The sequence below is a fragment of the Blastocatellia bacterium genome (assembly GCA_016713405.1).
GTDB lineage: Bacteria > Acidobacteriota > Blastocatellia > Chloracidobacteriales > JADJPF01 > JADJPF01.
This window is the reverse complement of record JADJPF010000004.1, coordinates 295,395-320,831: the sequence shown is the minus strand read 5'-3', so window position 1 is coordinate 320,831 and position 25,437 is coordinate 295,395. Positions and strand designations below refer to the sequence as shown.

Annotated in this window: 26 protein-coding genes, 1 tRNA gene and 1 pseudogene; 20 read left to right on the top strand and 8 right to left on the bottom strand. The window is 34.6% G+C overall.

All coding sequences use genetic code 11. From position 1 onward, the window contains the following. Positions 1 to 157 precede the first annotated feature (157 nt). The 3 genes from IPK14_07765 to IPK14_07755 are packed head-to-tail and all read left to right on the top strand — an operon-like array spanning position 158 to position 2,974. On the top strand, positions 158 to 808 hold the full coding sequence (locus tag IPK14_07765) for a ferritin-like domain-containing protein (GenBank protein MBK7993313.1): 651 nt from the start codon (positions 158 to 160) through the stop codon (positions 806 to 808). Between the two features lie 42 nt (positions 809 to 850). Beyond that, positions 851 to 2,035 carry an acyl-CoA dehydrogenase family protein gene (locus IPK14_07760; protein MBK7993312.1) on the top strand — a complete coding sequence of 395 codons (1,185 nt, stop codon included), beginning with the start codon at positions 851 to 853 and terminating at the stop codon, positions 2,033 to 2,035. A 42-nt stretch (positions 2,036 to 2,077) separates the two neighbouring features. Next, on the top strand, positions 2,078 to 2,974 hold the full coding sequence (locus IPK14_07755) for a phosphotransferase family protein (protein ID MBK7993311.1): 897 nt from the start codon (positions 2,078 to 2,080) through the stop codon (positions 2,972 to 2,974). A gap of 59 nt (positions 2,975 to 3,033) precedes the next feature. Here the strand turns inward: IPK14_07755 and IPK14_07750 are convergent, their stop codons facing one another. Next, positions 3,034 to 4,029 (bottom strand): M48 family metallopeptidase, encoded by a 996-nt coding sequence (locus IPK14_07750; GenBank protein ID MBK7993310.1) that lies wholly within the window; start codon positions 4,027 to 4,029, stop codon positions 3,034 to 3,036. Positions 4,030 to 4,049: 20 nt separating this feature from the next. Then, a complete protein-coding gene (gene purH / locus IPK14_07745; GenBank protein ID MBK7993309.1) occupies positions 4,050 to 5,630 on the bottom strand; it encodes a bifunctional phosphoribosylaminoimidazolecarboxamide formyltransferase/IMP cyclohydrolase in 1,581 nt (526 codons plus the stop codon). A gap of 204 nt (positions 5,631 to 5,834) precedes the next feature. On the opposite strand from purH, the gene IPK14_07740 reads away from it, so the two are divergent. From IPK14_07740 to IPK14_07720, 5 genes are all read left to right on the top strand, one after another. After that, on the top strand, positions 5,835 to 6,710 hold the full coding sequence (locus IPK14_07740; GenBank protein MBK7993308.1) for an ABC transporter ATP-binding protein: 876 nt from the start codon (positions 5,835 to 5,837) through the stop codon (positions 6,708 to 6,710). Between the two features lie 46 nt (positions 6,711 to 6,756). Beyond that, positions 6,757 to 7,740 (top strand): hypothetical protein, encoded by a 984-nt coding sequence (locus IPK14_07735; GenBank protein ID MBK7993307.1) that lies wholly within the window; start codon positions 6,757 to 6,759, stop codon positions 7,738 to 7,740. Between the two features lie 201 nt (positions 7,741 to 7,941). After that, positions 7,942 to 8,466 carry a hypothetical protein gene (locus IPK14_07730; protein ID MBK7993306.1) on the top strand — a complete coding sequence of 175 codons (525 nt, stop codon included), beginning with the start codon at positions 7,942 to 7,944 and terminating at the stop codon, positions 8,464 to 8,466. 6 nt (positions 8,467 to 8,472) lie between these two features. Continuing rightward, a complete protein-coding gene (locus IPK14_07725; GenBank protein ID MBK7993305.1) occupies positions 8,473 to 8,760 on the top strand; it encodes a hypothetical protein in 288 nt (95 codons plus the stop codon). 98 nt (positions 8,761 to 8,858) lie between these two features. After that, complete coding sequence (locus tag IPK14_07720) at positions 8,859 to 10,328, top strand: hypothetical protein (GenBank protein MBK7993304.1); 1,470 nt, start codon at positions 8,859 to 8,861, stop codon at positions 10,326 to 10,328. Positions 10,329 to 10,333: 5 nt separating this feature from the next. Here the strand turns inward: IPK14_07720 and IPK14_07715 are convergent, their stop codons facing one another. The 4 genes from IPK14_07715 to IPK14_07700 form a co-directional block, all read right to left on the bottom strand. Beyond that, positions 10,334 to 10,696, bottom strand: coding sequence for a hypothetical protein (locus tag IPK14_07715; GenBank protein ID MBK7993303.1), 363 nt, complete (start codon positions 10,694 to 10,696; stop codon positions 10,334 to 10,336). 27 nt (positions 10,697 to 10,723) lie between these two features. Beyond that, a complete protein-coding gene (locus IPK14_07710) occupies positions 10,724 to 11,044 on the bottom strand; it encodes a hypothetical protein (GenBank protein MBK7993302.1) in 321 nt (106 codons plus the stop codon). A gap of 153 nt (positions 11,045 to 11,197) precedes the next feature. Continuing rightward, on the bottom strand, positions 11,198 to 11,884 hold the full coding sequence (locus IPK14_07705; protein ID MBK7993301.1) for a response regulator transcription factor: 687 nt from the start codon (positions 11,882 to 11,884) through the stop codon (positions 11,198 to 11,200). Further along, complete coding sequence (locus tag IPK14_07700) at positions 11,881 to 13,926, bottom strand: HAMP domain-containing histidine kinase (protein ID MBK7993300.1); 2,046 nt, start codon at positions 13,924 to 13,926, stop codon at positions 11,881 to 11,883. The genes IPK14_07705 and IPK14_07700 overlap by 4 nt, the downstream gene beginning before the upstream one ends. A 166-nt stretch (positions 13,927 to 14,092) precedes the next feature. On the opposite strand from IPK14_07700, the gene IPK14_07695 reads away from it, so the two are divergent. Then, positions 14,093 to 15,175 (top strand): hypothetical protein, encoded by a 1,083-nt coding sequence (locus IPK14_07695; GenBank protein ID MBK7993299.1) that lies wholly within the window; start codon positions 14,093 to 14,095, stop codon positions 15,173 to 15,175. A gap of 157 nt (positions 15,176 to 15,332) precedes the next feature. Here IPK14_07695 and IPK14_07690 read toward each other — a convergent pair whose 3' ends face one another. Then, positions 15,333 to 16,169, bottom strand: coding sequence for a PEGA domain-containing protein (locus IPK14_07690; protein MBK7993298.1), 837 nt, complete (start codon positions 16,167 to 16,169; stop codon positions 15,333 to 15,335). A gap of 363 nt (positions 16,170 to 16,532) precedes the next feature. On the opposite strand from IPK14_07690, the pseudogene IPK14_07685 reads away from it, so the two are divergent. The 8 genes and pseudogenes from IPK14_07685 (at position 16,533) to IPK14_07650 (ending at position 22,068) form a co-directional block, all read left to right on the top strand. Further along, positions 16,533 to 17,851, top strand: a pseudogene (locus IPK14_07685) (inositol-3-phosphate synthase). Between the two features lie 10 nt (positions 17,852 to 17,861). Then, positions 17,862 to 18,578 carry a hypothetical protein gene (locus tag IPK14_07680; GenBank protein ID MBK7993297.1) on the top strand — a complete coding sequence of 239 codons (717 nt, stop codon included), beginning with the start codon at positions 17,862 to 17,864 and terminating at the stop codon, positions 18,576 to 18,578. Positions 18,579 to 18,723: 145 nt separating this feature from the next. Continuing rightward, on the top strand, positions 18,724 to 19,158 hold the full coding sequence (locus IPK14_07675) for an STAS domain-containing protein (GenBank protein MBK7993296.1): 435 nt from the start codon (positions 18,724 to 18,726) through the stop codon (positions 19,156 to 19,158). Positions 19,159 to 19,333: 175 nt separating this feature from the next. After that, positions 19,334 to 19,738: a large-conductance mechanosensitive channel protein MscL gene (gene mscL, locus IPK14_07670; protein MBK7993295.1), complete on the top strand. Its 405-nt coding sequence runs from the start codon at positions 19,334 to 19,336 to the stop codon at positions 19,736 to 19,738. 24 nt (positions 19,739 to 19,762) lie between these two features. After that, entirely contained in the window at positions 19,763 to 20,263 is a 501-nt protein-coding gene (locus IPK14_07665; GenBank protein MBK7993294.1) for a hypothetical protein, read from the top strand. A gap of 7 nt (positions 20,264 to 20,270) precedes the next feature. Next, the gene (locus tag IPK14_07660; GenBank protein ID MBK7993293.1) at positions 20,271 to 20,513 is read left to right on the top strand and encodes a hypothetical protein; all 243 of its coding nucleotides are present in this window, start codon (positions 20,271 to 20,273) and stop codon (positions 20,511 to 20,513) included. Positions 20,514 to 20,742: 229 nt separating this feature from the next. Continuing rightward, positions 20,743 to 21,663 carry a VWA domain-containing protein gene (locus IPK14_07655; GenBank protein ID MBK7993292.1) on the top strand — a complete coding sequence of 307 codons (921 nt, stop codon included), beginning with the start codon at positions 20,743 to 20,745 and terminating at the stop codon, positions 21,661 to 21,663. A gap of 282 nt (positions 21,664 to 21,945) precedes the next feature. Continuing rightward, positions 21,946 to 22,068 carry a hypothetical protein gene (locus IPK14_07650; GenBank protein ID MBK7993291.1) on the top strand — a complete coding sequence of 41 codons (123 nt, stop codon included), beginning with the start codon at positions 21,946 to 21,948 and terminating at the stop codon, positions 22,066 to 22,068. 221 nt (positions 22,069 to 22,289) lie between these two features. Here IPK14_07650 and IPK14_07645 read toward each other — a convergent pair. Then, positions 22,290 to 22,362: transfer RNA gene (locus IPK14_07645), tRNA-Phe, on the bottom strand. A 200-nt stretch (positions 22,363 to 22,562) separates the two neighbouring features. Here IPK14_07645 and IPK14_07640 point away from each other — a divergent pair. The 3 genes from IPK14_07640 to IPK14_07630 all read left to right on the top strand — a co-directional run bounded on the left by IPK14_07640 (position 22,563) and on the right by IPK14_07630 (position 25,436). Next, positions 22,563 to 23,336: a hypothetical protein gene (locus IPK14_07640; protein ID MBK7993290.1), complete on the top strand. Its 774-nt coding sequence runs from the start codon at positions 22,563 to 22,565 to the stop codon at positions 23,334 to 23,336. A gap of 109 nt (positions 23,337 to 23,445) precedes the next feature. Continuing rightward, on the top strand, positions 23,446 to 24,531 hold the full coding sequence (locus tag IPK14_07635; GenBank protein ID MBK7993289.1) for an ABC transporter ATP-binding protein: 1,086 nt from the start codon (positions 23,446 to 23,448) through the stop codon (positions 24,529 to 24,531). A 20-nt stretch (positions 24,532 to 24,551) separates the two neighbouring features. Further along, the gene (locus IPK14_07630) at positions 24,552 to 25,436 is read left to right on the top strand and encodes an ABC transporter permease (protein MBK7993288.1); all 885 of its coding nucleotides are present in this window, start codon (positions 24,552 to 24,554) and stop codon (positions 25,434 to 25,436) included. Position 25,437 lies beyond the last annotated feature (1 nt).

Below are 25,437 nucleotides of genomic sequence, written 5' to 3'. Positions count from 1 at the left end.
CAGGTAGCTTAATCTATAAATATAACTTAAGCTACCTGATTGCTTTTTTATACTATGATAAACCTTCTTTATCTTGTTCGCTTGACGCAATATTGAGGCTAATGTTAATTTCCTGAAATAGATTAAACAGTCTTAATTATTTGTTTTAGGATAAATTATGGGTTTTATAGAAGGACTTTATCAAGAAGTAGCACAAGCCTTACGAAAATTAGAAGTCATCCCTGTTTTACCTCCAAACATATCACCTCAAAACGCGGTTATTGATTTACTAAAAATAGCATTAAAAAATGAAATAGAAGCTAGCCAGCTAGCAGCATTTTGGATGCCATCTACAGCAGAGCTTGATGTAAAGCTAGGTTTAGCTCGTCAATGTGGCGATGAAGCTAAACATTATCGCTTAATAGAGAACCGACTTTTAGATTTAGGAGTTAATTTAGAAAACTTTTCACCTCTAGCCACTGGCTTTAGCCCTCTTTATCAATGGCTTACGACTTTAGAAACCACTGTTGAACGAGTTGCTGCTGGGCCTTTTGCCCGTGAAGCAATTGCAATTAAGCGCAATAGCCAATTAATTGCTGTACTTGATGCTATGGGAGATAAAACTAGCGCGGATCTCTACCGCAATCAAATCCAGCCAGATGAAGAATGGCACCATAAATTTGGACTAGAAATATTACGTAAATATGCAATTACTCCCGAACTACAACAAAAAGCTTTTTCTGCAACACTTCATACAATTAATTTAGCAGATGAGCTACGTAGCGCGGCAATGAGCAAAACAGGTGCTTGTGTAGTTCCTGGTTGTTAAAACTTTTATTATTACAAAAAATTATTTTAAGGAGCTAGTAGAATGATTGACTTTAGCATTCCTCCCGATGTAGCCGAAATGCAAAAACAACTATCTGAATTTATGGAGCAATATGTTTATCCTAATGAAGCTAACGCCGATGAACACGCAGGTTTAGACGAAGCAATAGAAAAAGACCTGCAAAATAAAGTTAAAAGTCGTGGTTGGTGGGCCCCTCATATGTCAAAAGAAGAAGGAGGAATGGGAACTAGCGTTGTTAATTTAGGGTTGATGAATGAAATTATTGGACGCTCCCCTATTGGGCCAAGAATTTTTGGTTGTGCTGCTCCTGATGCTGGCAATGCTGAGTTGCTTCATATAGCAGGCACAGCAGAGCAAAAAGAAAAATACTTAAAACCTTTGGTTAATGGTGATATTCGTTCTTGCTTTGCTATGACTGAACCTGAAGTTGCAGGATCTGACCCTACAGGGCTTTTAACAAGTGCCGTTCGTGATGGTGACGATTGGGTCATAAATGGTCATAAATGGTTTATTACTGGTGCAATTGGGTCACAATTTGCTATTACTATGGCAGTAACAAACCCAGCAGCAAAACCACATCAACGCGCTAGCATGATTATTGTCCCTACCGATACACCAGGCTTTAATATTATTCGTGATATTGATGTTATGGGATCTGGTGGACTTGGGGGACATTGCGAAATCCGCTTTCAAGATTGCCGAGTACCTGTAACTAATTTACTAGGCAAAGAGGGAGAAGGCTTTCATCTAGCACAAAAACGCTTAGGCCCAGGCCGAATCCAACATTGTATGCGCTGGCTAGGAATTGCTCAACGTAGCTTTGAACTAATGTGCAAACGCGCTTTAAAACGTATTTCTTTTGGTGAGCCGTTAGCTAATAAACAAAGCGTTCAAAATTGGATTGCTGACTCTGCCGCAGAGCTTAACGCAGCTAGGCTTATGACCTTGCATGCGGCTTGGAAAATGGATCAAGGAGATGAAGCTAGAGTGGAAGTTTCTTTAATTAAATTTTATGGTGCTAAAGTGCTTCATGATGTAATTGATAAAGCAATTCAAGTGCATGGAGCATTAGGATTTTCTAAAGACACTCCGCTAGAAGCCTTTTATCGTGGTGCTAGAGCAGCGCGTATTTATGACGGAGTTGATGAAGTACATAGAATGGTAGTAGCTAGAAAAATCCTATCCGATTTCAAAGAGGATAAATAAAAATGATTAAAGCCCACGAGTAATTTAACTTATTTAGTTAAAATTGGTAATCAAGAATTTGTTTTGCGTCGTCCGCCTTTTGGCCCTGTTCCACCCACTGCACACGATATGCCAAGGGAATTTCGATTGCTTTCAATGATTAACCCTCATTTTAATTTAGCTCCTCGTCCCTATTTGCTTTGTGAAGATACAAATGTAATTGGTGCAACATTTTATCTAATGGAGCGTCGTCAAGGGATCATTATCAGACGGACATGGCCGTCTGAATTAGCACCAGATCCAGAACTGCGAAAAAAAATTAGTTTAGCAATGATTGACACATTAGCTAAGCTGCACTCAGTAGATATTTATGCTAATGGGCTAGATAAAATTGGAAAGCCTGCTGGGTTTGTTGCTCGTCAAGTTAAAGGTTGGTCAGAGCGTTGGCAAAGGGCTAAAACTACAGTTGTGCCAGCTATGGAAACTGTAATACAGTGGCTAAATGAAAACATGCCGCTAGAAAGCACTCCAGCAACGTTAATTCATAATGATTTTAAGTTAGACAATGTAATTTTAGACTCGCAAGATCCTAGCAAAGTTATAGGTGTGTTGGATTGGGAAATGAGCAGTGTAGGAGATCCGCTAGTAGATATAGGGATTTTCTTGGGCTATTGGGCGCAAGCTGATGATCCGGTAGCACGTCGGGAATCCATAAGCCCTGTTACTTGTGAAAATGGCTGGCTAACCAGAGTAGAATTAATTAAGCGTTATCAAGAACAAACTGGCCGAGATTTATCTAGCATTGCCTTTTATGAAACATTTGCAGTATTTAAGCTAGCTGTAGTTTTACAGCAAATTTACTATCGTTATGCTTGTGGTCAAACTAAAGACGAGCGTTTTAAAGAATTTGGGCAAGTGGTTATTGGTTTGGCTGATGCTGCTTTGGGATTAATTAAATAACAAAAATAGCCTAGCAATAATCAGCTAGGCTATTTTAGGTAAAAATAAGCAATTTTAATTTATTTGTTAATTAGACGACGGTAGCCTTCTTCTTTTTCTGCCCATTCAATAATTTCTGACACACGCCAAACTGGGAAAGGATGGCTCATAGTACCAGCAATTATTGTTGTCCAGAATTTATGTAAGAAATCTTCGGCAGCGCGTTTATCAAAATCACGTGCTTGTGCGATAAATTCATCTAAATCAAGTCTGGATGCTAATGTCCCGCCAGCAAGTTTCATCATTGTACTAGCAACAACTCTTTCATTTTGAGTAACTAGCAAAGCAGCACGATCACAGCTTAATTCTGCTTTATGTCGCCAAGTGAGTAACGCAATTCTAATCGGGAGAGACAGCAAATCGGCTATTGCTGCAAATGGAGAACCTCTTAAAATTACGTCACTTAGGAAGAACAACAAATCAGCAGCAACTTTATATAAAAGGTGTTGGGAATGAATATGTCCTGCTTCGTGGGCTAAAACGGCTAAGACTTCCATATCGTCCAAGCGTTCTAAAAGCGAGGAATATATAACAATAAAAGGCTTTTCTACACCTCCAGTAAAGGCATTAAATCCTAAACCACCGCCAGGCCCGGTGACAGCAATATAAAGCTCTGGTTTTTCAATTCCTAGAGTTGAGCAAACTACATCTAACTTAGCGTCTAGGTCTGGGCATTGTCGCTCGTTGACTCGGACACTGTTGGCTGTAAACATCACTCTAGCCGAGCTTTCATGAAAAATTTCCAGTGCTTTTTTTAGAATTGTGTCTATGCCAGGAAGTTTTTGTAAGGCACTTAAGGCTTGAGAATCCAACGGATGAATATAGCTATGTGGGTCTAAATTTGTCCATTTTTTATGAGGATCACTACTTAAAGGTAGTCTACAGCGTCCACAACGAATGCTAGCACTTGTAGTTGTGCTAGGGGTTTTAACTTTATTTAATCTTTCACAAAAGCGGCAACGGACGCGCTCTTCTTCTGGCTCGATAATTGGTAAATCATCAGTAACTTCACTCATTTAGAAATATCCTTTCTTAATTAATGCTTAAAATGTCTCACCCCAGTAAAGACCATTATTAACTGATGTTCATCAGCAGCATCAATTACTTCTTTATCACGAATTGAGCCGCCTGGTTGGATTATTGCGGTGATCCCATATTTTTTAACTTCGTCAATGCTGTCTCGGAACGGGAAGAAAGCATCACTCGCCAGTACGCTACCAACTAAAGAAAGTTGCGCTTTTGTTGCACCAAAACGAACAGAGTCAATCCGGCTCATTTGCCCTGCACCAACGCCAATTAGTTGTTCCTCTCCAGCATATACAATTGCATTTGATTTAACATGTTTGCAGATTTTCCAAGCAAAGTCGAGAGCCAGTAATTGTTCTTTGGTAGGTTGTTTTTTAGTTACAACTTTAGCATTTTCTATTAGTAATTTTTCTGTGTCTTTAGTTTGCACTAAATAACCGCCGGAAATATGCTTTATTTCTAGTAAGTTCTGGGTTTGTTTTTCTTCTTTTTCTAGCATTAAAAGCCGTAAGTTCTTTTTACTAGCAAAAATATCTCTAGCCTCTTGTGAAAATGCAGGAGCAATTATAGCTTCAACAAATAAATCTGACATTGCTTGGGCTGTTTCTCCATCAACGGTTGTGTTAAGTGCAATAATTCCACCAAAAGCGGAAACTGGATCTGTAGCCCTTGCACGTTCAAAAGCATCTTTAGCATTTATCCCAATAGCAACGCCACAAGGATTTGTATGCTTAATAATTACACAAGCGGTTTTATCAAACTCACTCACTAAAGCCCAGGCAGCATCTAAATCTAAGAAATTATTATAGGAAAGCTCTTTTCCTTGTAGTTGTTCTGCACTTGCAATGCCTGTTTCAGCCGCCAAATCATCAACATAAAGTGTTGCTAGTTGATGAGGATTTTCACCATAACGCAAAGCTTGCTTTTCTTTTAAGCTTAAGACTAATTGATTAGGCATTTTATCAGCAGTTTTACCAGAAAAAGCAATTTTATCTTGACCAGTTAGTTTTGTTAGATAATTAGCAATAGTCAGGTCATAAAGTGATGTATGAGTAAAGGCTTTTGCAGCTAGGTTTTGACGTGTTGGCTTGCTTAAAATCCCATCGTTTTCTTTTAGCTCTAACAAAATTGCTGGGTAATCTTCTGGATCAACAATTACAGCAACATCTTGATAATTTTTTGCAGCAGCACGGATTAGACTTGGGCCTCCAATGTCAATATTTTCTATAGCATCCTCTAGGCTAACATGTGGTTTTTCAATAGTTTGACGAAATGGATATAAATTTACTATGACTAAATCAATATAATTTATAGAGTGTTTTGCAACTGCTTCATTATGTTCTAGATTATCGCGCTGGGCTAAAATACCTCCATGAATTTTTGGATGTAGGGTTTTAACTCGTCCGTCTAAAATTTCTGGAAAACCTGTAAAATCAGCAACATCAATTATTTGAAGATCCACTTGACGTAAAGTTTTTGCTGTCCCACCTGTTGAAAGTAACTCTACACCAAGACTAGTTAACTGCTTAGCTAATTCTACTAGTCCAGTTTTATCAGAAACGCTTAATAATGCTCTACTTATTTTTCTCAATTTGCTCTCCTATCAATTGGTTTAATATTAAAAGCCAATTAAACCCAACAAGATAGCATAAGTTAACAGCAGAGGCGATTCCATTTAGAAGTCTGCCAAGAACAGGCAACCAAATGATTTTTGCTGACGTTAAAGGTTTTTCCTAAGACAAAAATAGCAAATATATCCTAATAAATAATTTTAATTAATAATGGAAATTCTACTATGGAACTAACAATTAATAACCTTTCTAAAACTTATCCAAATGGAGTTAAAGCATTAAATAATCTTTCTCTTAATATTCCTAGAGGGATGTTTGGGCTACTTGGCCCAAATGGAGCAGGTAAATCTAGCCTAATGAGAACTATTGCGACGCTACAAGAAGCCGACCAAGGCACAATCTCTTTAGGTGAAATAGATGTATTAAAAAATAAAGAAGAAGTAAGGAAATTGCTTGGCTATCTACCTCAAGATTTTGGTACTTATCCAAATATGAGCGCAGAAGATTTGTTAGACCATATTGCTATATTAAAAGGTATTACCAACAGAAAAGAGCGCAAGGAAATAGTCAAGGCATTGTTAGAACAAACTAATCTTTATGCAGTGCGGAAAAAAAACTTGGGTGGCTACTCAGGTGGGATGCGGCAACGTTTTGGCATTGCCCAAGCCTTGTTAGGTAATCCTAAATTAATCATTGTTGACGAACCTACCGCAGGACTTGATCCAGCAGAACGCAACCGTTTTCTTAATTTACTAAGCGAAATTGGCGAAAATGTTATTGTTATTCTCTCAACTCATATTGTTGATGATGTAAAAGAACTTTGTACCAATATGGCAATTATCAACAAAGGTTCAGTTTTAATGTCAGGCGACCCACTAAAAGCAATTGAAAAGATTAAAAATAATATTTGGAAAACTTTTATTAATAAACATGAATTAGAAAATTATCAAAGCAATTATAAGGTAATTTCTAATAAATTAATTGCTGGAAAAATGCAAATAAACATTTATTCTGAAAGTGAGCCTGGCAATGGTTTTCAAGTTTCTGATGCAGGTTTAGAAGAAGTTTATTTCCTTGCAATTAATGAAGGTGTTGTCTAAAAAATTAATGGTTAAATTAATAAAAATAATTATTTAAGGTGTTTATATGTTTAAAGAAATATTTCTTTTTGAAATAAAATTTCGCTTAAAACGAATATCTACTTATGTTTATTTTGCACTTTGGCTACTTATAGGATTTTTACTTACTAGCTCTGATTCAATTAGCATTGGTGGAACAGGAGCAAAAATCTTAAAAAATAGTTCTTATTTAGTAGGCTTAAGTAGTTCGGTTTTAATGGCTTTTGGAATGGCTGTAGTCTCAGCACTTACAGGGATGGCTGTTTATCGAGATTTTGAACAAAACACCTATGCAATGTTTTTTACTGCTCCAATTAAAAAATCTAGCTACCTAAATGCTAGATTTTTAGCCTCTTTTCTTTTAGCAGTAATAGTTTTTATTGGTATTCCCTTAGGTATGATGCTAGGAAGTTTTATGCCTTGGGTTGACAGCGAAAAAATAATGCCTTTTAGCTTAATGGCTTATTTACATCCAATAGCAACCATAATAATACCTAATATTTTCTTTATTGGAGCTTTATTTTTCCTAGTTGGTACTCTAAGTCGTAGTGTAATAGCAGTTTATTTACAATCAGTGGTACTTTTGGCACTTTATTTTGCAGCAGTAATTTTATCACGTAATATTGATAATAAGTTTTTACCTGCTCTGTTTGATCCATTTGCAATTAGATCTATAGGTTATATAACAAAATATTGGACAATTTCCGAGCAGAATTCTTTACCAATTCCATTGACAGGAGTAATGCTTTATAACCGACTTTTATGGATTTCTTTAGGCATTATTGCAATGTTAGCTGTTAATTATTTTTTTACTTTTTCATCTGAGGCTATTTCAATTCGTCGCAATAAAAAGTTAACTCAAGTAGAAGAAAAAGTAGAAAAATTTCAATTACTGTTGCCTAAAGTTACACAAGGCTTTTCTTTTAATACCACAATAAGCCAATTTTTTAGTCTTACTCGCTTTAATTTTTTAGTATTGTTAAATCGCTTTCTTTCTGGGCAATATTATTAATAGGAATGTTTATAGTTATCCTAAATGGTTCTTTAGCTGGTAGGTTGTATGGAACGCCAACTTATCCAGTTACTTATGCTGTTGTAGAGCTAGGAGGCGGCCTTTATTTTATTCTTCCTGATTATTTGCACAATTTATGCTGGGGAACTTGTTTGGAAAGAGCGAGAAATAAAATTTGACCAAATTTATGATGCCTTTCCCTTGCCTAATTATTTAACTTATCTAAGCCATCTTACAGCTTTGACTTTTCTAAATATTATTTTAATCTTTGCATTGATAATTACTGGGATATTAATTCAAGCTTATAATGGATATTTTAATTTTGAAATAGGAGTTTATTTAAAATCTTATTTTGGACAAACTTTTCCATATTTAATACAAATTTCTGTATTAAGTTTGATAATTCACACTTTAATAAAAAATAAGTTTGCAGGCCATGCGGTAATAATACTTTTTTACATCTCACAAATAGCTTTAGCCCAACTTGGCTATCAACATAACATTTATCTATATGCTAGCAATGTAAGCAGCACTTATTCTGATATGAATGGGTTTGGACATTTTGTTGTCCCTACATTTTGGTTTAACTTTTATTGGACATCTTTTGCAGGAGTGCTAGCAGTTTTATCAATACTTTTGCTAGTTCGAGGTACAGACACCAGCTTAAAATCACGGCTTAACCAAGCTAAACTTTTGTTTAATTTACCAACCAAAGTATTGTTATGACTGTTTTTGTTAAGTTTTGTTTTTACAGGTAGTTATATTTTCTATAACACTAATGTATTGAATAAATACTTTGATGAGGATAAACAAGAAAAACTGCAAGTTCAGTATGAAAAACTTTATAAAAAACATCAAAATATCCCTCAACTAAGAATTATCGCAACTCAAGTAAAAGTAGATATTTTCCCAGAAACCAGGTCTTTTCTAGCAAAAGCTACCTACACTTTACTTAATAAAACTGATCAAGAAATAGATTCTGTGCATCTTTCATTTAATGAAACAGGCCTAAATCAGTAACTTTTGACAAAGAAAATAAGTCAGAGTTAATTGATAAAGAGCTTAATTATCATATTTATAAGCTTGCTACGCCATTAAAGCCAAAAGAGCAATTAATAATGAATGTTGAGATTGACTATAAATCTAAGGGTTTTCGTAACAACGGCGAAATCAATCAATTAGCTGCTAATGGAACATTTTTTAACAACTCTCAATTTTTTCCATCCATAGGCTATAATTCCAGTTTTGAACTAAATGATAAAAGCAAACGCAAGAAAAATGGGCTAGCAGAAAAGGCTGAACTCCCGCCACCAGATGATATGAAAGCTAGAATGAATAATTATATTAGTAGCGATGCTGATTGGATGACATTTGAAACTATCGTTAGCACCTCACCAGACCAAATAGCAATTGCTCCAGGCTATTTACAAAAAGAATGGCTAGAAAATGGACGACGCTATTTTGAATATAAAATGGGAGATACAAAAATATTAAACTTTTTCTCTTTTATGTCAGGTCGCTATGAAGTTAAGCGTGATAAGTGGAATGATGTCAATATTGAAATTTATTACCACAAAGCACATCCTTACAATGTAGATCGAATGATTGAATCTACTAAAAAAGGCTTAGAGTATTTTTCAAAGAGCTTTTCACCTTATCAGCATAAACAGTTTAGAATCATAGAGTTTCCCCGTTATGCTAGTTTTGCTCAAGCTTTTCCAAACACCATTCCCTACTCTGAAGCAATTGGATTTATTACCAGAATAGATGAAGACGATGACATAGACTTTCCATTTTATGTAACAGCACATGAATTAGCTCATCAATGGTGGGCCCACCAAGTAATTGGAGGTGATGTACAAGGCTCGACAATACTTTCTGAAACCTTAGCTCAATATTCTGCACTCATGTTGTTAGAAAAAGAGTATGGCAAAGAAAATATTAGAAAATACTTAAAATATGAGCTAGACCAATATTTAAGAGGTCGCACAGCAGAAGAAAAGAAAGAAAACCATATTGGGTTAGTACAAAATCAGCCATATATTCACTATCAAAAGGGTAGCCTGGTAATGTACGCGCTTAAAGATTATATTGGAGAAGAAGCCGTAAATAATGCTCTAAAACTTTTTATTAGTTCTGTAGCTTATCAAGAGCCGCCTTATGCAAGTTCTTTAGAACTAATAAAATGCTTAAAAGAAGCTACCCCATTAGACCTACAATATTTGATTACAGATTTATTTGAAACCATAACTTTATTTGAAAATAAAGCTATAGAAGCAACTTATACAAAAACTTCAGATGGAAAATATCTAGTTAAATTAAAAGTACAAGCTAAAAAGCTTCGTGCTGATGGCGAGGGAGCAGAAAAACCAATTGAAATCAGTGATTTAATTGATATTGGTGTTTTTGTAGGTGAAAAGAAAAAACAAAAAGAACTTCACCTACAAAAATATAAAATCGATAAAGAAGAACAAACCTTTGAAATTACGGTTGATGAAGTGCCGACTAGAGCAGGTATTGACCCTTACAATAAATTAATAGATCGTAATTCCGATGATAATACAGTAGAGGTTAAAAGTGGCTCATAAAACCGCTACCTAGATCCTCCAAGAGCAAAAAATATTAGTGGGAAAAGAACCACTAATATTGGTTCTAGTAAAAGGGTAATTGCGGCCATTACTCTTACCCTTCTGCGTGCAGATAACTCTTCTAAACTCATTTCTTTGTCTCTTGGACTAATAAATAAGCTAGCAATAAAGGCACTTATCCCGCTAATAGGTAAAATCACCAGCAACGCTAAATACATAGAAATAAGGTTTGTAAATCTATAGTATTGATGCCCTATTCTAAAATTCAAATAATTTGCCACAGTAGAAGTCACAGTAATTACTATTGGAGTAGATAAAATTCCAACCAAAATAAAAAATATTAAATTAAACTTTTGTTTTAAGCTCATAGTGTTTCCCCTTTTATCATTAAAAATTTATTTGACACTAGTAGAAATAAATGAAGGCCAATGTGTAAGACCAAAAATAATAAAGCCAAAGCTGGCTATCAAAATGAGAATTAGGTTTATAGGAATACTAATAATAAGCAAAAAAATAAATTTAAGCAGGTAATCTTGAGTAAGAAACATTTCTTGAATAGGATCAAAAGTATTAAAAAATATATCCCATGTTATTACTAAAGTAGCTAAAGAAGTAGTAATAGCAGGTATTGCTATTACAGTTTTATAAAAGCGTTTTTCTATAGTTTTTCTTTCTCTATCTTTTTCTCTATCTTTTCCTCTATCTTTTTCCAACATTGCTTTACCTCAATAAATATTTTGTGATTTATGTTTTAACACAAGCTCTACAAAATATTTATTTTTCAATATGACACTTTTTAAAATGTATAAGGAATTAGAACTAGAAGTAAGTAATTATCGTGTATATAGATAGCGGTTTTGAGAGTATTTTTATCCTGTAAACTTATAGCCTAGGCCATGAACAGTTAAAATGTATTGAGGATGGCGGACGTTGATTTCTAGTTTTTGTCTAAGCCAAGCAACATGAACATCTACCGTTCGTGTTGAAAGCATTGCGTTATAACCCCAAACTTCGTCTAACAGATCATCGCGTGAAAGAATTTGACTGCGATGTTCAATTAAATGTTTTAATAGCTTAAACTCTTTTGCAGAAAGCTCTATGACTTGCCCATCTTTTGTAACTTCAGCACTACGAAAATCTACACGAACTGCACCAAATTGATAAATTTCTGATGAAGCTATTTCAACACTTGGCGCACGTCTAAGTAAAGCTTCAATTCGAGCAAGTAGTTCCATCATTTCAAAGGGCTTAGTAACATAGTCGTCTGCTCCTAATTTTAGTCCTACAACTTTATCTACAACCTGTCCGCGAGCCGTTAACATAATAATTGGAATGCTAATCCCTTGTTGGCGCAGATCTCGACAAACATCAAAACCATTTTTGCGAGGTAACATAACATCTAAGATAATTAAATCAAAGTTTTCACTTGTAGCACGCTTAAATCCTGCATCCCCATCCCTAGCATCTTCTACTTGATAGCCTTCACTTGCTAGGCGATCAGTTAATGTTAGTACTAAACCTAGTTCATCTTCTACTAACAAAATTCTTTTACTCATAAATTTTCTGTTGTTTCTTTCATTTCGCTTATTTGATTTGTTGCCTTTGCTGTTTTAAGAATGGTATCAGCTAAAGGTAGGCTTAAAGTAAATGTGCTACCTTGACCAACAACACTACTAACATCAACTTTTCCACCACAAGCGGAAACTATTTGTTTTACTAAACTTAAGCCTAATCCACTACCATGAATTTGTGCGTCAATCACCTCTTGACCACGATAAAAAGGTTCAAAAATATGTGGTAATTCTTTTGCACTAATACCAATACCTTTATCAATAACATTTATTTGAACTTGTTTAGCAGTTACGTGAAAATTAGCCTCAATTTTTAACCATTTGCTATCACCACTATATTTTATTGCATTAGCAATTAAGTTTTGAATTGCTCGTTGTAAGGCTAATTGATCAGCATTAACTAAGGGTAAATCCGAAGGAAAAGTTTTAACTATTTCCACACCACTATCAGCAATTAAAGATTTACAGGAAGTAACTGCATTTTCAATTACTTCTACAACTTGAGTAGGTTGTAATTGATAATTGCGGCGGTGAGATTGCCAACCAGCAAATTCCAGTATTTGCTCAACCATATCGGTCAAACGTCGGCCTTCATCACGAATTAAACCACCATAGCGTTTTACTTGATTAGAACTGCCTACCACACCATCTGCAAGGTTTTCTCCTGCCGAGCAAATAACTGCTAAAGGTGTGCGAAGTTCATGAGAAACGCCTGCAACAAATTCTAGTTGCTGTTTAGCTAAATTTTGAGCGCGACGGCTAGAAATTAAAATCATTACCATACTAACAGCTAATAAAAGCAATATGCTAAAGCTAATAGCTACATTTCGTTGTCTAAGATTGGCTACTGCAACATCTAAAGAGCCAGTATTATGTTTAACAACTAACTGCCAAGAATTTGCATTTTCACCCTTAGCAGTAAAACTCATCATTTTTACTGCTGGTATTCTAGGCATTGATATAGAACTATCTGTTCTAACTATGCTAATTGTGGCTTGTTTGATTTGTTGGTTTATTTCTTTACCATCTTTTTTGATTTCTGTGCTTTCTGTTTGAAAAATACTTGCTCTAACAGATTCTTGATCTTCTTTGTTTTCTTTATTTTCTTTGTTTTCTGCTTCAACTCTTACATTAATTTTATTATTTTGACTATCTTGGCTATTTATACGCTTAACAACAGGCAGAAATTTCTCTAACTCTTCAGGTCTTAAAGAAAAAAAGCTCATAGCAATATCGCTAGTTGTTAGTTGCTCAAGGTTAAATTGCTGGCTAGATTGATAAATTAGCTGATTGTTATTTTCTTTGTTTACTATCGCTACATAGTAATCTAGCTGGTTATTGGTCGCAAAATATTGATTTATAAGCTTTGGAAGCCATTGCTGCTGTATATATTTAAGATCCAGTAAAACAACTAAGTAACTTATAGGGGACTCTATCTTTAGAATAAAATCTCTTTTTGGCTCATTCATCTTAATTCTTGGTAGTAAATGATGGGTGCGATTAATAACAATAGCTGGTGTTTTAGCAATTATTGGATGATTGCTAGAAAATTTTATAAAATTATTAGGCCCGACATTTTCTATTTTAGACTCTTCTTTCCAAGAATTTTTTAAGTTTGTTAGTTCTTCGGGCCAGGCAGCAATTTGAAAACTACTTGTTTCAGGAGTAAATCTTAATAATTCCTGTTTTGATTCACTTAAATTAGCAACATATAAATCTTTAATTAGTTGTGGGTGTCGTGTGTTAGTCTGCCATTTTTGATAAGCCTGCAAATAACTTTGCCCTGAGTCAGTCACCTCTATTTCTGTATGCTCTAGGGTTTGAAAATTAAAGAAAATATGTGTTATTTCCCGATCAAAGTCTGTTGTAAAATTACTAGCGGCTGTACGTAAGCCAGAAAGCATTCTTTCTCGTTCAGCACTGCTAACTTGGCCTAACCATTGGTATTGCAATATAGCCAAGGATGGAAGCAACACCAACAAAAGCAAAACAAAAATTAAATGTGATTTTGAATTAAGTGTTTTCATAGTTGAAAATTATAGCACTAGAAAAAGCGAGAAAAAGCCGTTAACTAAAGATTTTACATTCTTAACAAATCCTTAGCCATTTCTTAACCACAGCCTTTTAATTTTTGTTTATTATCCACACCGTAGCAAATACAAACTTTTTGAAATTTTTGGAGGATAAATAAAAATGAAACGACGATCAATAAATTGGTTAATTTTGGGACTAATATTTACAGTAATCTTTAATGTTGTAGGAATTGCTCAATCCAGCAATGATCCTGTCAGAGGCCAAGAATTAATTACACTTGCTAAACAAGCTATAGGTGGAGAAGCCAGGCTTAACGAGGTAAAAGGCTTAGGCTTAGAAGCAAAAGCTATTGGTCAAGATCCAACTAAAGTAGAAAAACTTAAGTTAATGTTTGCAAGTCGCGCTTTAGCAGGTGTGCCTGGTGTAATGGACGGAGAAATTAATGTTCATATTTCAAAAGCTGATCCAAATGCTCCAGAGCAAGTAAGAATATTTACTGATGATAAAGGTCAAACTCATAAAATCGCTGGTGATAAGACTATTGTTTTTATGAGTAATTCAGGAAACGCTCAAGTAGTTGATAGTGATGCTACAAAAGTAACAATTACTAAGCATAAAGATGATGAAAACAAAGAAGCTAGCACAGAAAAAAGAATGATTGTAATTACTAAAGAACATAGTGGTAATGTTCCTGCTGATGCAAAAGTAGAAAAACGAAATGTAATTATTAATGCTGAAGTAAACAGTGAAGGCGGTGGACATGCTTTTAGACAACCATTTGATTTAGCTCATACTATGATAGGTCTTTTGTTGAATTCTTCTATCCCACTAGAATTTAGCTATGTTGGTGAAGTTGAAAATGGAACTGCTTTTGCAATTAGCGTTAAAGATAAAATTGGCTTTTCTGGAACACTTCTTTTAGATAAAGCTACGTATCTGCCAATAGGACTAAACTATCGTAATACTCCCCAAGCTATTTTCTTACATGTTGATAAAAATGCTGGTGGAAAAATTGATAAAGCAGAAATAGAAAAATTAGCTCAAGCTCAAAACAATCTTCCAGCAGAAGAAATTAGTTTAAGATTTTCTGACCATCGTTTAGTTGATGGGGTACTTTTACCATATCGTATTGCTAGATCTGTAAATGGCGAGTTAAAAGCTACTTATGAAGTTGAAAAATTTGAAATTAACCCAAATATTGAAGCCATAAGAATGCGCCGTCAAAAACCTGATCAAAACTAAATTATTTAGTTAAATAAAATAGAAAAAAGCCACTAGGTTTAATTCTAGTGGCTTTTTTAATTAAAAATAAAAAAAGCGGTCTATTTTTTGATAGACCGCTACTATTAGCATTATTATTGAGGACTGTTTAGTTCTTTTAATTATTCTAGGAGATTACTTATCTACGTCGGGATGTTCTGACTAAAACGCCTTCAAATTCAACTCTTAAGGTGACATTGCCTGGTACAACTGTTACTGTGCGAACCCAAGGAGCATAACCAGCACGTTTTACAGTAATTGTGTGAGTACCAGCAGGAAGTTGAACGGTTGTAGGTGCGTTGCCAAAGAAAACTCCATTTACTTCAATATCTCCACCTTTTTCAGAAATTACATTTACAAAGCAAATCTTTCCAGAATTAGCACTAGCAGAAGTGTTGTAAGCAGTGGGACTACCAGAAAAAGAACCTGCAAAACTTGTATTTTGTGGGAGGTCTATACTTCTAGTTCCATCAATAAAAGCGTCTAGGTGTTGGCCTCTAGGAACGGTGATGTCTTTGCCTTTGATAAGTAGGAATGCTGGTGCTGCTGGGAAGAATACGACAGCGGAAACTCCTACTGCTACACCTGTTGCAACGCCTTTACCACCACCTTGATTAACAGAAGTTGCACGGATAGGGATTTTTGTACCATCTACAGCTTTAACATATTCTAATCTAAAATCAAGTTTTCCACCTCGTCCTAAACTTCTTTTAGGTTGGGCTTGAGTAATGGTTCCAAGTGCTTGTGCGCCCTCTGTTATAACGGTTACACCGTCTACTTTGATCGGGTCAAGAACTTCAAAACTAACAGTTTGACCAACTTGGGAGGTTGCAGAACTAATATCTTGCAAGAGTTTTAATCTGATTTGTGTGCCTTCTTCCAGCTTGATACCTTGTCCAAAGGCGGTTATAGCACTAAAGAATAGGGTTATTAGGGTTGTTGCTAAAACGGTTAATAGAGTGTTAATGTTTTTCATTGTTGTTTCCTCGCTTTTATTTATATTTGATTTAATTTTGTTGTGCCTTTGCTAATATCAACTGCTATTCCAAAGGAAATTTTATATTTCTTGTTTTAACTAACTTGTTATTAATCAAATAATTACCAATCATTGTAAATCTTTAAATTCCTAAAATTTTAATATTTTCCGCCAAAAGTGACGCTTTTTATAGTTGTCAGTTTTGACAAGTCTGCCAAAACTGGCATAAAGGGCAGATCGCAACATATCGCTAACTTTTAGCAAGCTAGCGATATACAGCATTATCTATTTGATATAAGCTTGCCAACTTGCTAGAAAAGCGTTTTTCTATCTAGTCATATATTTAAAGTAGGAGTATTAAAAATGATTGCAAAAGGAACTCATATTGATGAGGCAAAAGGAAAATTAGGGGTGTTGCTGGTTGGAATGGGTGCTGTTAGCACCACTTTTATTGCTGGAGTTGAAGCTATTCGCCGTAAAATGGCGCAACCTATTGGTAGTCTTGCAGAAATGGGAACTATTCGCTTAGGCAAAAGAACTGAAGGACGTTCACCAAAAATTAAAGAATTTGTTCCTCTAGCTAACCTGGATGACTTAGTTTTCGGTGCTTGGGATTTATTTGAAGATAATTGTTATGAAGCTGCACTACATTGTGGAGTGCTAGAAAAAAGCATGCTTGAAGCCTTGCGCCCACAACTTGAAAAAATTCGCCCAATGGCAGCAGTATTTGATCAACATTATGTAAAAAGACTTAATGGAACAAATATTAAACAAGGAAAAAATAAACGTGATTTAGCAGAACAGCTAATTAATGATATTAAAGAATTTAGTGCTAAAAATGATTGTTCTCGTTTAGTGATGGTTTGGTGCGCTTCAACAGAAATTTTTATGAAGCTTAGTCCAGTTCATGAAAATATTGAAGTATTTGAAAAAGCTTTGGAAGAAAACCATCCTGATATAGCTCCTTCAATGATTTATGCCTATGCTGCAATAAAATCTCGTGTACCTTTTGCTAATGGTGCGCCAAATTTAACAGTTGATGTTCCAGCCCTAACTCAGCTTGCACAAGAAATGTCTGTTCCTCTTTGTGGAAAAGACTTTAAGACCGGCCAAACTTTTATGAAAACCTTGCTTGCTCCAGGGCTAAAAAGTCGTATGCTAGGACTTCATGGTTGGTATTCAACTAATATTTTAGGAAATCGTGATGGCGAAGTTTTAGACGACCCAGAATCATTTAAGATTAAAGAAGGTCTAAACTTTCTGTTTTAGAGTATATTTTACAACCAGAAATTTATCCTGAACTTTATGGAGATTTTTCCCATTTGGTTAGAATTAATTATTATCCTCCTCGTGGCGATAACAAAGAAGGTTGGGATAATATTGACACATCTTTGGTTGGTTAGGCTATCCAATGCAAATCAAGATTAATTTCTTGTGTCGTGATTCAATTTTAGCTGCTCCAATTGTGCTAGACTTAGCTTTATTTATGGATTTAGCACAACGTTGTGGAATGCGTGGCGTTCAAGAATGGTTAAGTTTCTATTTCAAGAGTCCAATGACTGCTCCACAGCTTTATCCTGAACACGATTTATTTATTCAATTGATGAAGCTAAAAAAATACTCTTCGACACTTAAAAGGCGAAGAACTAATTACTCACCTTGGCTTAGAATATTATGACTAAGTATTAACTTATGAGTGAACTTACTTTGAGTAAAGCAGGCAAGCGGCGTAAAAGCTTAATGCCTGCTAATAAAATTTGTTTGTCTTGCTGCTATTCTCAGGTCGCTACTGATCGTGGAAAGCTACGTGTTTTTTGCCAAAAGGAACATAAACAAGCAACAGAAAACTGCATAGATTATTCTGATAATGGTACAAGCCATTTATTAACAGCAATTAAAGAAAAAATTATTCAAGTTCAAGAAAGCTATCGGGCAAGATTTAACCAAATCCATCCTAACTGTTTTACTTGTGTGCAAAATTGTTGTACCACCCCTTTTTTAACCCACACACCTTTTTATCCTGAAGACGTAATTTATTATATGTTATCGGATAAGACTGTCCCAAAAGTTCCAAAAGAGCTTAAGCATTGCATGTTTTTTAATAATGGTTGTAGTTTGCCTATAAATTTACGCCCTCATGTATGTATTGAATATAAATGTATTTATCAAAATGATGCTGAAATTAATAGTTTAGCTACAACCATTAATCAAGCAACTATCTACCTTCTTGCCATAACAACAGAAGATTATTCAGGCTGGAGAGGTGAATATACAATAGAAGATCGTCCCATATTAAAAGAGCTTGGAGGAGTAGAAGGAAAAATCTATGACCGTTTTAATCGTGAATGGAACACAAAAACCCCTATAAAAGACCTTTTAGAATTATATCTACCCAAAACACTGGTGTAATAGGCAAATAAGCAAAACTATATCGCACACAATAATCAAGTTTGTTATAATCACCGCCACACATTTGACTAAAAAAATCCCAAAATATTAAGTTATAAAAATTATCTGTGTTTTTTGCTGTCTATTAACAGTCAGGAGTATCTTAATGAACAATACTAGACGTCCAACAAAGTGCCGCGCTCAAAAAATTGGCAAAGTTAATCTATTAAAATTGACAGGTCGTCTTACACCAGATGAACATGAAGACGTTTTGTTAAGTAATGTTAAACAGTTGGTTGAAGCGGACGAAAAGTATTTTTTGGTTGATCTTAGTTCCGTCAACTATATTAATAGCTCAGGAGTTGGAACAATAATTCAGTGTTTTCGACTAACTAGGGCCAAAGGTGGGGACTTAAAAATACTTAATCCTTCTCAAAGTGTTACTCACATTATTCAAGTATCTAAACTAGATAGTATATTTGAAGTTTTTCGTGATCAAGCAGTAGCTATTGAGAGTTTTACGGAAGATCCTTCCTCTGATGCAAATAAAAAAGGTCGTAGTCGTAAACAAACAGCTAGCGAAGATGATAAAGAAGACTAGTTTTATTTACTAAATAGTTGAAAAACTTCTTAAAAATCTTTAAGGTTTATTCTTCAAGTTAGTTAATCTTAAATTAAGGTCTAAAAATCAATCCGTTAAACACTTATAAATTAAGGTTATTATTAACTACTTATTATAAAAGTATATAAACTTGTAGTTAACATAATGAGGTATTATGAGTATAGTACAAGAATTTAGGGACTTTGTTAATCGTGGTAATGTAGTAGATTTAGCTGTAGGTGTGGTAATTGGAGGAGCTTTTGGTAAGATAGTATCTTCTTTAGTGGCAGATGTGATTACTCCTGTTATTGGTGTAGCTGTTGGAGGTGTAAATTTTACAGCCTTAAAAATAAGTCTTGGTGGTAAACCGGATGCTCCTGTTACGTTAAATTATGGCAATTTTCTACAGTCAATATTTGATTTTTTAATTATTGCATTTGCAATATTTATGTTTGTTAAAGCAATAAATAAAATGCAAAAGCAAAAGGAAGAAGCCCCTGCTGCACCACCTGCACCAACTAAAGAAGAAGTTTTGCTAACAGAAATTAGAGATATCTTAAAAGACATTAAGAAACTCTAGTGTATTAAAATAGGCAAACCGTTAATGTCAAATATTAAGCGGCCAATGAATTTAGCACATCGTGGAGCGCGCAAAGTTGCTCCAGAAAACACTTTGGCTGCTTTTGCCCTAGCTAATACTCTTGGTGCTGATGGAATAGAATTAGACGCTTTTTTATGTGCTTCTGGTGAACTAGTAGTCACCCACGATGATGATTTAAGTATTTGGTCTAATGGATCAGGCCAGATTTCTAACACACCTTTAACAGTTCTAAAAGAATTAGATTTTGGCTCACATTTTAGTTCAAGTTTTAAAGGCGAAAAAATCCCAACCTTCCAAGAAGTAGTTGATTTACTTCCAAATTCGATGTTTATTAATGTTGAGATTAAGACATTATCCTTACGTCCAACAATGGAAGTTAAAGCAATTGTTGAATTAGTTAAAAAAAATAATTTATTCTCAAGAATTTTAATTTCTTCTTTTAACCCACTTGTTTTATACCACTTAAAGAAATTAGCCCCTAATATTGCAAAGGTTGCTATTTGAATCTCGTTTGCCAATACATTTTGGAAAAATTAACGCTGCTTTATTAAAACTACAAGCCTTACATCCCCCAGCACGTTTAACAAATGAAAAATTAATGCTGCTTGCTAGAAAGAATGGTTATCAAGTCAATACCTGGACAGTAAATGAACCAGATGAGATGCACAGACTTATAGATTTAGGTGTTAATAGCATTATTACTGATTATCCAGATCGACTTAAGCAGGTTTTTATTGAACGAAATCTGTTATAAAAAACAAAGATTCCACCTTTTGGTGTACTAAATCTTAATTTTGGTGTACTAAATTTTTACATCCATTGCTTTATAGAGTTTTACTAATTTATGGTAAATAGCTAATCCATTGTAAATACTATGGATAATCTTAATTATAGGAGAATAATTTTTTACTGATTTTGGCATAACCTTTGCCTTTAAGCCGGACAGAAATAAAATTAAACCTAATAGCTGGAGGTAATAACCTATGTTAAGTAAAAACACTGTTAAATCATCTTTAGTTTTATCCCTTTTATTCGCCTTGTTCTTAAATTTTAGTCTTACCAATACCAATGCTGCTAACTCTGAGCAAGTAAAAACCGTAACCGTAACTCTTAAATCAAATAACAAAACCTCTTTACCTTCACTTGGACGCGAAGATTTCTTAGTCTCCGAAGATGGAACCAAACAAGAAGTAATTTCCGTTGTTGCTGCAACGGCTGAAAATGCTCCTATTAACTTAGCTATTGTAGTTCAAGATGGTATTTCTCAAGTAAATACTGAATTAGGAACTCTTAAGCAATTCCTAAAGAATTTACCTACGGGTTCTCAAGTAATGATTACTTACTTAAATGGTAGCTTTACCCAAGTCTTACAGCCATTTACTACAGATTTAGAATCAGCTACACAAAAAATACGAGTAGTTAATAGTTTTTCAAATGGCCCTGCTAGCCCTTACTTAAACTTAATTGATGTAATGAAACAGTTTAATGGTAAAGCTCACGGACGTAATCAAATTTTATTAATTTCAAACGGTGTAGATTCATTACTAAATGATTTTTCTCCACCTAATAACTTATACCTAAATCAAGCAATCAAAGCTGCTCAACAAGAAAACATCAGTATTTACTCAATTTTTGCTAATGGAACAAATAGCCGTCGGGTTTTCTTAGGTCAAAACAATCTTAACTATCTTGCTGAAGAAACAGGTGGTTATGCTTTTATAATGGGAACAGGGTTTGTTACTTTTGATGCTCCATTAAAACAGTTTAGAGAAATGTTAGATAATCAATATGTAGTTACTTACAAAAGTACAAATGATGAGAACGGTTTTCGCAGAGTAAAAATTACTACAGATTTTTCTAATATTAAAGTTACTACTCTAAGTGGTTATACAGCTAAAAAGTAAATCTTACAAAATTCGGTCGTGTTGTAAAAAAGTTGGTACTTGGTTTGAGCAGCAATTAAGCAAAAGGCTGCAACTGCATTACCAACTCTACTGAAACACGACCAAATTAAAGTTCTTAAGCGTCGTTGCTATGGCATCTTCAATTTATCTCATCTCTTTCAGCGTATTTTTTAGATTTGCTTGGTTATGATTTCTTTGCTTCTTCTTACTAGATATTGTGGCTTTTGCGCCAATTATCAATGAGCCGGATTATCTCAAGAAGAACTTGCTTTTCGGGCTGGAATACATTCAAGACATTTACAAAAAATCGAAAAAGCTTCTATTAACCCAACTATTTTGAGTCTTTTTAGATTAAGTCAAGCTTTAGAAATTAGTTTAGAAGATTTGGTAAAACTTGTTTACTAACAAAATCAATTTATATCATTCAACAAAGTATCAAAAAAACAACTATTAAGTTTGTTATTAAAATACAGTTGTAGCTTACTAATTCATTCTAAATATTTTTAATTTAAGTCATCAAATTTAAAAACTTCAACAAATTAGAGTTTTCTTTAATGTGGGTATGAATGTGGGTACAAACAAAAACAGCCACTAACAAAGTGGCTGTAATTTGTTGATCTAATTGATGGCCAGGGACGGAATTGAACCGCCGACACGCGGATTTTCAGTCCGCTGCTCTACCAACTGAGCTACCTGGCCGGAAGTTCTGTATACTACTCAGCTAACTAAGCATTGTCAACCTATTTTTGGTAATTTTTTTGATTTTTCAGAAAATTTTTCCCAGAAAAAATTTTTCTGACTTTTATTAGAGAAATCTTGACGCTAACTTAGGCTAAGTGTAACTTTAGCTAGTAACTCAAATTTAATTAACAAAACAAAGTTTTCACCTAGTAGAAATTATGTCTTTAGAATTTGGTGTAGAATTTAGTTGCAGTGTTAGACGACGCTATGGCGAGCAATATCTACGTGAACTAGCTCGTGCAGCTAGCATTAATGCTCGCTTTATTAACGTTTGCATTAGTTCTGACCAAACACCTACTAAGGAAATGGTACGATTTGTCGAACAGTTTAATGAAAAATTGCAAAAAATTGATGAAATTTTACCTATTTGCCAAACTTGTCCAGCTAATCTTAACTTGGATGAAGTCCCAGCTTTTGGAGAAACTATTGGTTGTCTAGGACGTGTTAACTACCCAATAGATGCACATATTGAGCATTTTTTAGCTAATCGTTTTCAGTTGATTATTGACACAGTCTCTATTGAAGAATGGCCTAGGGCTTTACATGTTTTTATGGATAAAGACTCGCCTTTTGATGGAGAGGTTACTAGAAGTCTTAGGCAAGTTGTTACTCCTGATGGACTACGCTTTTTTGCCCTAAGAAATGCCATAAAGCTTTGTCGTCGCGCAGTAAATTTAAGCACAAACAATATTTTTGATCTATTAGCAGGTTTTTCTGCAACTGATCAAGGGATAAGTAGTTACACTAGAGAATTACCAATAATGGCACTTTCTGATTATAACGAACTTTTAGAAATGGTTTTTGACAATAACTTATTTGAAGGCGAAAAAAAGCGATTAATAGAGTTAAGCAACTCTTTTCGTCAATATTTGCGTTATACAGAAGCCGTTAAAAAGGCTGATGAGCTACAAGTAAGAATGTTAATCGATTAAGTAATATTTTGTGTCTTAAAATAAACTTTCAATAAAATCCAAAAAATCCAAAAAAAAATCTAATTGCAGATTAGAAAAATCCATTGTTTTTGTGCTAATCTTTAGGTTTATGTCAACCGAATATGATATTGAGCTATCTCAAGTAACTAAAACCTTTGGCAACACTAATGCTGTAAACAATGTGTCATTGCAAATAAAACAAGGGGAATTTCTGACATTGCTTGGGCCTTCAGGTTGTGGCAAAACTACGTTGCTACGTATGATTGCAGGCTTTGAGCTACCAACATCAGGGAAAATTCTTCTTGCTGGGCAAGAGGTGACTTATTTGCCACCTTATAAACGCAATGTTCACACGGTTTTTCAGCATTATGCTTTATTTCCTCATCGAACTGTTGCGGGAAATATTGCTTTTGGGCTGGAGATAGCACGACTATCAAAATCAGAGATTAAAAATAAAATTGCTAAAGTGTTGGAATTAGTACAATTAAGCGGCTTTGAAGATCGCTATCCACAACAACTTTCAGGCGGACAACAACAACGCATAGCCATTGCTCGCGCTTTAGTTTTACAGCCTAAAGTTTTACTTTTAGATGAGCCTCTTGGCGCACTTGACTTAAAACTACGTAAGGAAATGCAGGTAGAACTAAAAAAACTCCAACAAAGTCTAGGAATTAGCTTTATTTTTGTTACTCATGATCAAGAGGAAGCACTTGTTATGTCTGATCGTATTGCAGTGATGCAGCACGGAAAAATTGAACAACTTGGTAGTGCTAATGAAATCTATGAACGACCACAAACAGAATTTGTAGCTAATTTTATTGGTGTGTCAAATGTGCTAACTGCTCAAGTAATTGAACTTAAAGACAAGCTAGCTACTTTAAATTTTAATGGAAGTAGAATATCTGCTCTTACCAATACCGATTTAGTTTCAAATTCAAAAGTAAAATTTGTAGTACGCCCAGAAAAAATTTCTCTTTCTATAAGCCCAGATAATTCAATTACTTCTGGAAACATTGAGGAGAAAGTTTATTTTGGCTCTACTACACAATGGCGTGTTAAATTAAGTGATAACACCAGCATTATTATTTATGAACAAAACCGTAACTCTAGCAATAGCTATGATATAGGACAAAAGGTTTATCTTAATTGGCACCAGGAAAGTAACGTAATTCTTAAGGATTATTTAGCTGTTTAAGTTCTTAAGGACTATAAATAATGAAAGTTCCTCTAAGCGAAAAAATCACCAACTTTTACCACCAACGAATTAAAGCACAAATAGCTAGTTTGTTGGGGCCGTCGTTAGTTTGGCTAGGGCTATTTTTTGTTTGTCCTTTGATGGTGATGCTATTTTATAGTTTTGCTCGTCGTGGCGAGTATGGCGGCGTAGAGTATATTTTTGGCCTTTGGAATTACCTGCAATCTTTTGACTCACTTTATTTAATTATTTATTGGCGTTCTATTTGGATTGCTGCGCTAACTACAATTATTTGTTTATTTATAAGCTATCCGGTAGCTTACTTTATAGCCTTAAAAGCTAAAAAACAATGGAAAGGTGTTTTGCTAATTTTAGCTGTTGTGCCATTTTGGACAAGTTTTTTAATTCGTACTTATGCTTGGATGATGCTGCTACGTACAGAAGGATTACTTAATACTTTACTAATAAACCTTCATATTATTGATGCTCCTTTGAAAATGCTTTACACAGATTGGGCGGTGTTAATTGGGCTAATTTATGGAGAATTGCCTTTTATGATTTTGCCGCTTTATGCCTCGTTAGAAAAATTGGACACAAAATTACTAGAAGCAGCAATGGATTTAGGAGCAAACCGACTAGCTACTTTTCTAAAAGTCACTGTACCACTTACTAAAGTAGGAATTATTACAGGTATTATTTTAGTCTTTATTCCTTCTCTAGGTGCTTTTGTTACTCCTGATTTGTTAGGAGGTGCAAAGTCAATAATGATTGGTAATTTAATCCAAAATCAATTTGTCCAACGTAATCAACCCTTTGGCGCGTCGCTTTCTTTTTTATTAACTGCGCTAGTGCTAATACTGCTTTGGATAGGGCTTCGTGCAGGTATGAAGGTAGAGGAGAAATAAA

Excerpts from the sequence above, each read along its gene's own strand:
- IPK14_07765 (MBK7993313.1), top strand. The coding sequence starts at position 158 with ATGGGTTTTATAGAAGGACTTTATCAAGAAGTAGCACAAGCCTTACGA.
- IPK14_07760 (MBK7993312.1), top strand. The coding sequence starts at position 851 with ATGATTGACTTTAGCATTCCTCCCGATGTAGCCGAAATGCAAAAACAA.
- IPK14_07750 (MBK7993310.1), bottom strand. The coding sequence starts at position 4,029 with ATGAGTGAAGTTACTGATGATTTACCAATTATCGAGCCAGAAGAAGAG.
- IPK14_07740 (MBK7993308.1), top strand. The coding sequence starts at position 5,835 with ATGGAACTAACAATTAATAACCTTTCTAAAACTTATCCAAATGGAGTT.
- IPK14_07735 (MBK7993307.1), top strand. The coding sequence starts at position 6,757 with ATGTTTAAAGAAATATTTCTTTTTGAAATAAAATTTCGCTTAAAACGA.
- IPK14_07720 (MBK7993304.1), top strand. The coding sequence starts at position 8,859 with ATGAATGTTGAGATTGACTATAAATCTAAGGGTTTTCGTAACAACGGC.
- IPK14_07715 (MBK7993303.1), bottom strand. The coding sequence starts at position 10,696 with ATGAGCTTAAAACAAAAGTTTAATTTAATATTTTTTATTTTGGTTGGA.
- IPK14_07710 (MBK7993302.1), bottom strand. The coding sequence starts at position 11,044 with ATGTTGGAAAAAGATAGAGGAAAAGATAGAGAAAAAGATAGAGAAAGA.
- IPK14_07705 (MBK7993301.1), bottom strand. The coding sequence starts at position 11,884 with ATGAGTAAAAGAATTTTGTTAGTAGAAGATGAACTAGGTTTAGTACTA.
- IPK14_07700 (MBK7993300.1), bottom strand. The coding sequence starts at position 13,926 with ATGAAAACACTTAATTCAAAATCACATTTAATTTTTGTTTTGCTTTTG.
- IPK14_07695 (MBK7993299.1), top strand. The coding sequence starts at position 14,093 with ATGAAACGACGATCAATAAATTGGTTAATTTTGGGACTAATATTTACA.
- IPK14_07690 (MBK7993298.1), bottom strand. The coding sequence starts at position 16,169 with ATGAAAAACATTAACACTCTATTAACCGTTTTAGCAACAACCCTAATA.
- IPK14_07680 (MBK7993297.1), top strand. The coding sequence starts at position 17,862 with ATGAGTGAACTTACTTTGAGTAAAGCAGGCAAGCGGCGTAAAAGCTTA.
- IPK14_07675 (MBK7993296.1), top strand. The coding sequence starts at position 18,724 with ATGAACAATACTAGACGTCCAACAAAGTGCCGCGCTCAAAAAATTGGC.
- mscL (MBK7993295.1), top strand. The coding sequence starts at position 19,334 with ATGAGTATAGTACAAGAATTTAGGGACTTTGTTAATCGTGGTAATGTA.
- IPK14_07665 (MBK7993294.1), top strand. The coding sequence starts at position 19,763 with ATGTCAAATATTAAGCGGCCAATGAATTTAGCACATCGTGGAGCGCGC.
- IPK14_07655 (MBK7993292.1), top strand. The coding sequence starts at position 20,743 with ATGTTAAGTAAAAACACTGTTAAATCATCTTTAGTTTTATCCCTTTTA.
- IPK14_07640 (MBK7993290.1), top strand. The coding sequence starts at position 22,563 with ATGTCTTTAGAATTTGGTGTAGAATTTAGTTGCAGTGTTAGACGACGC.
- IPK14_07635 (MBK7993289.1), top strand. The coding sequence starts at position 23,446 with ATGTCAACCGAATATGATATTGAGCTATCTCAAGTAACTAAAACCTTT.
- IPK14_07630 (MBK7993288.1), top strand. The coding sequence starts at position 24,552 with ATGAAAGTTCCTCTAAGCGAAAAAATCACCAACTTTTACCACCAACGA.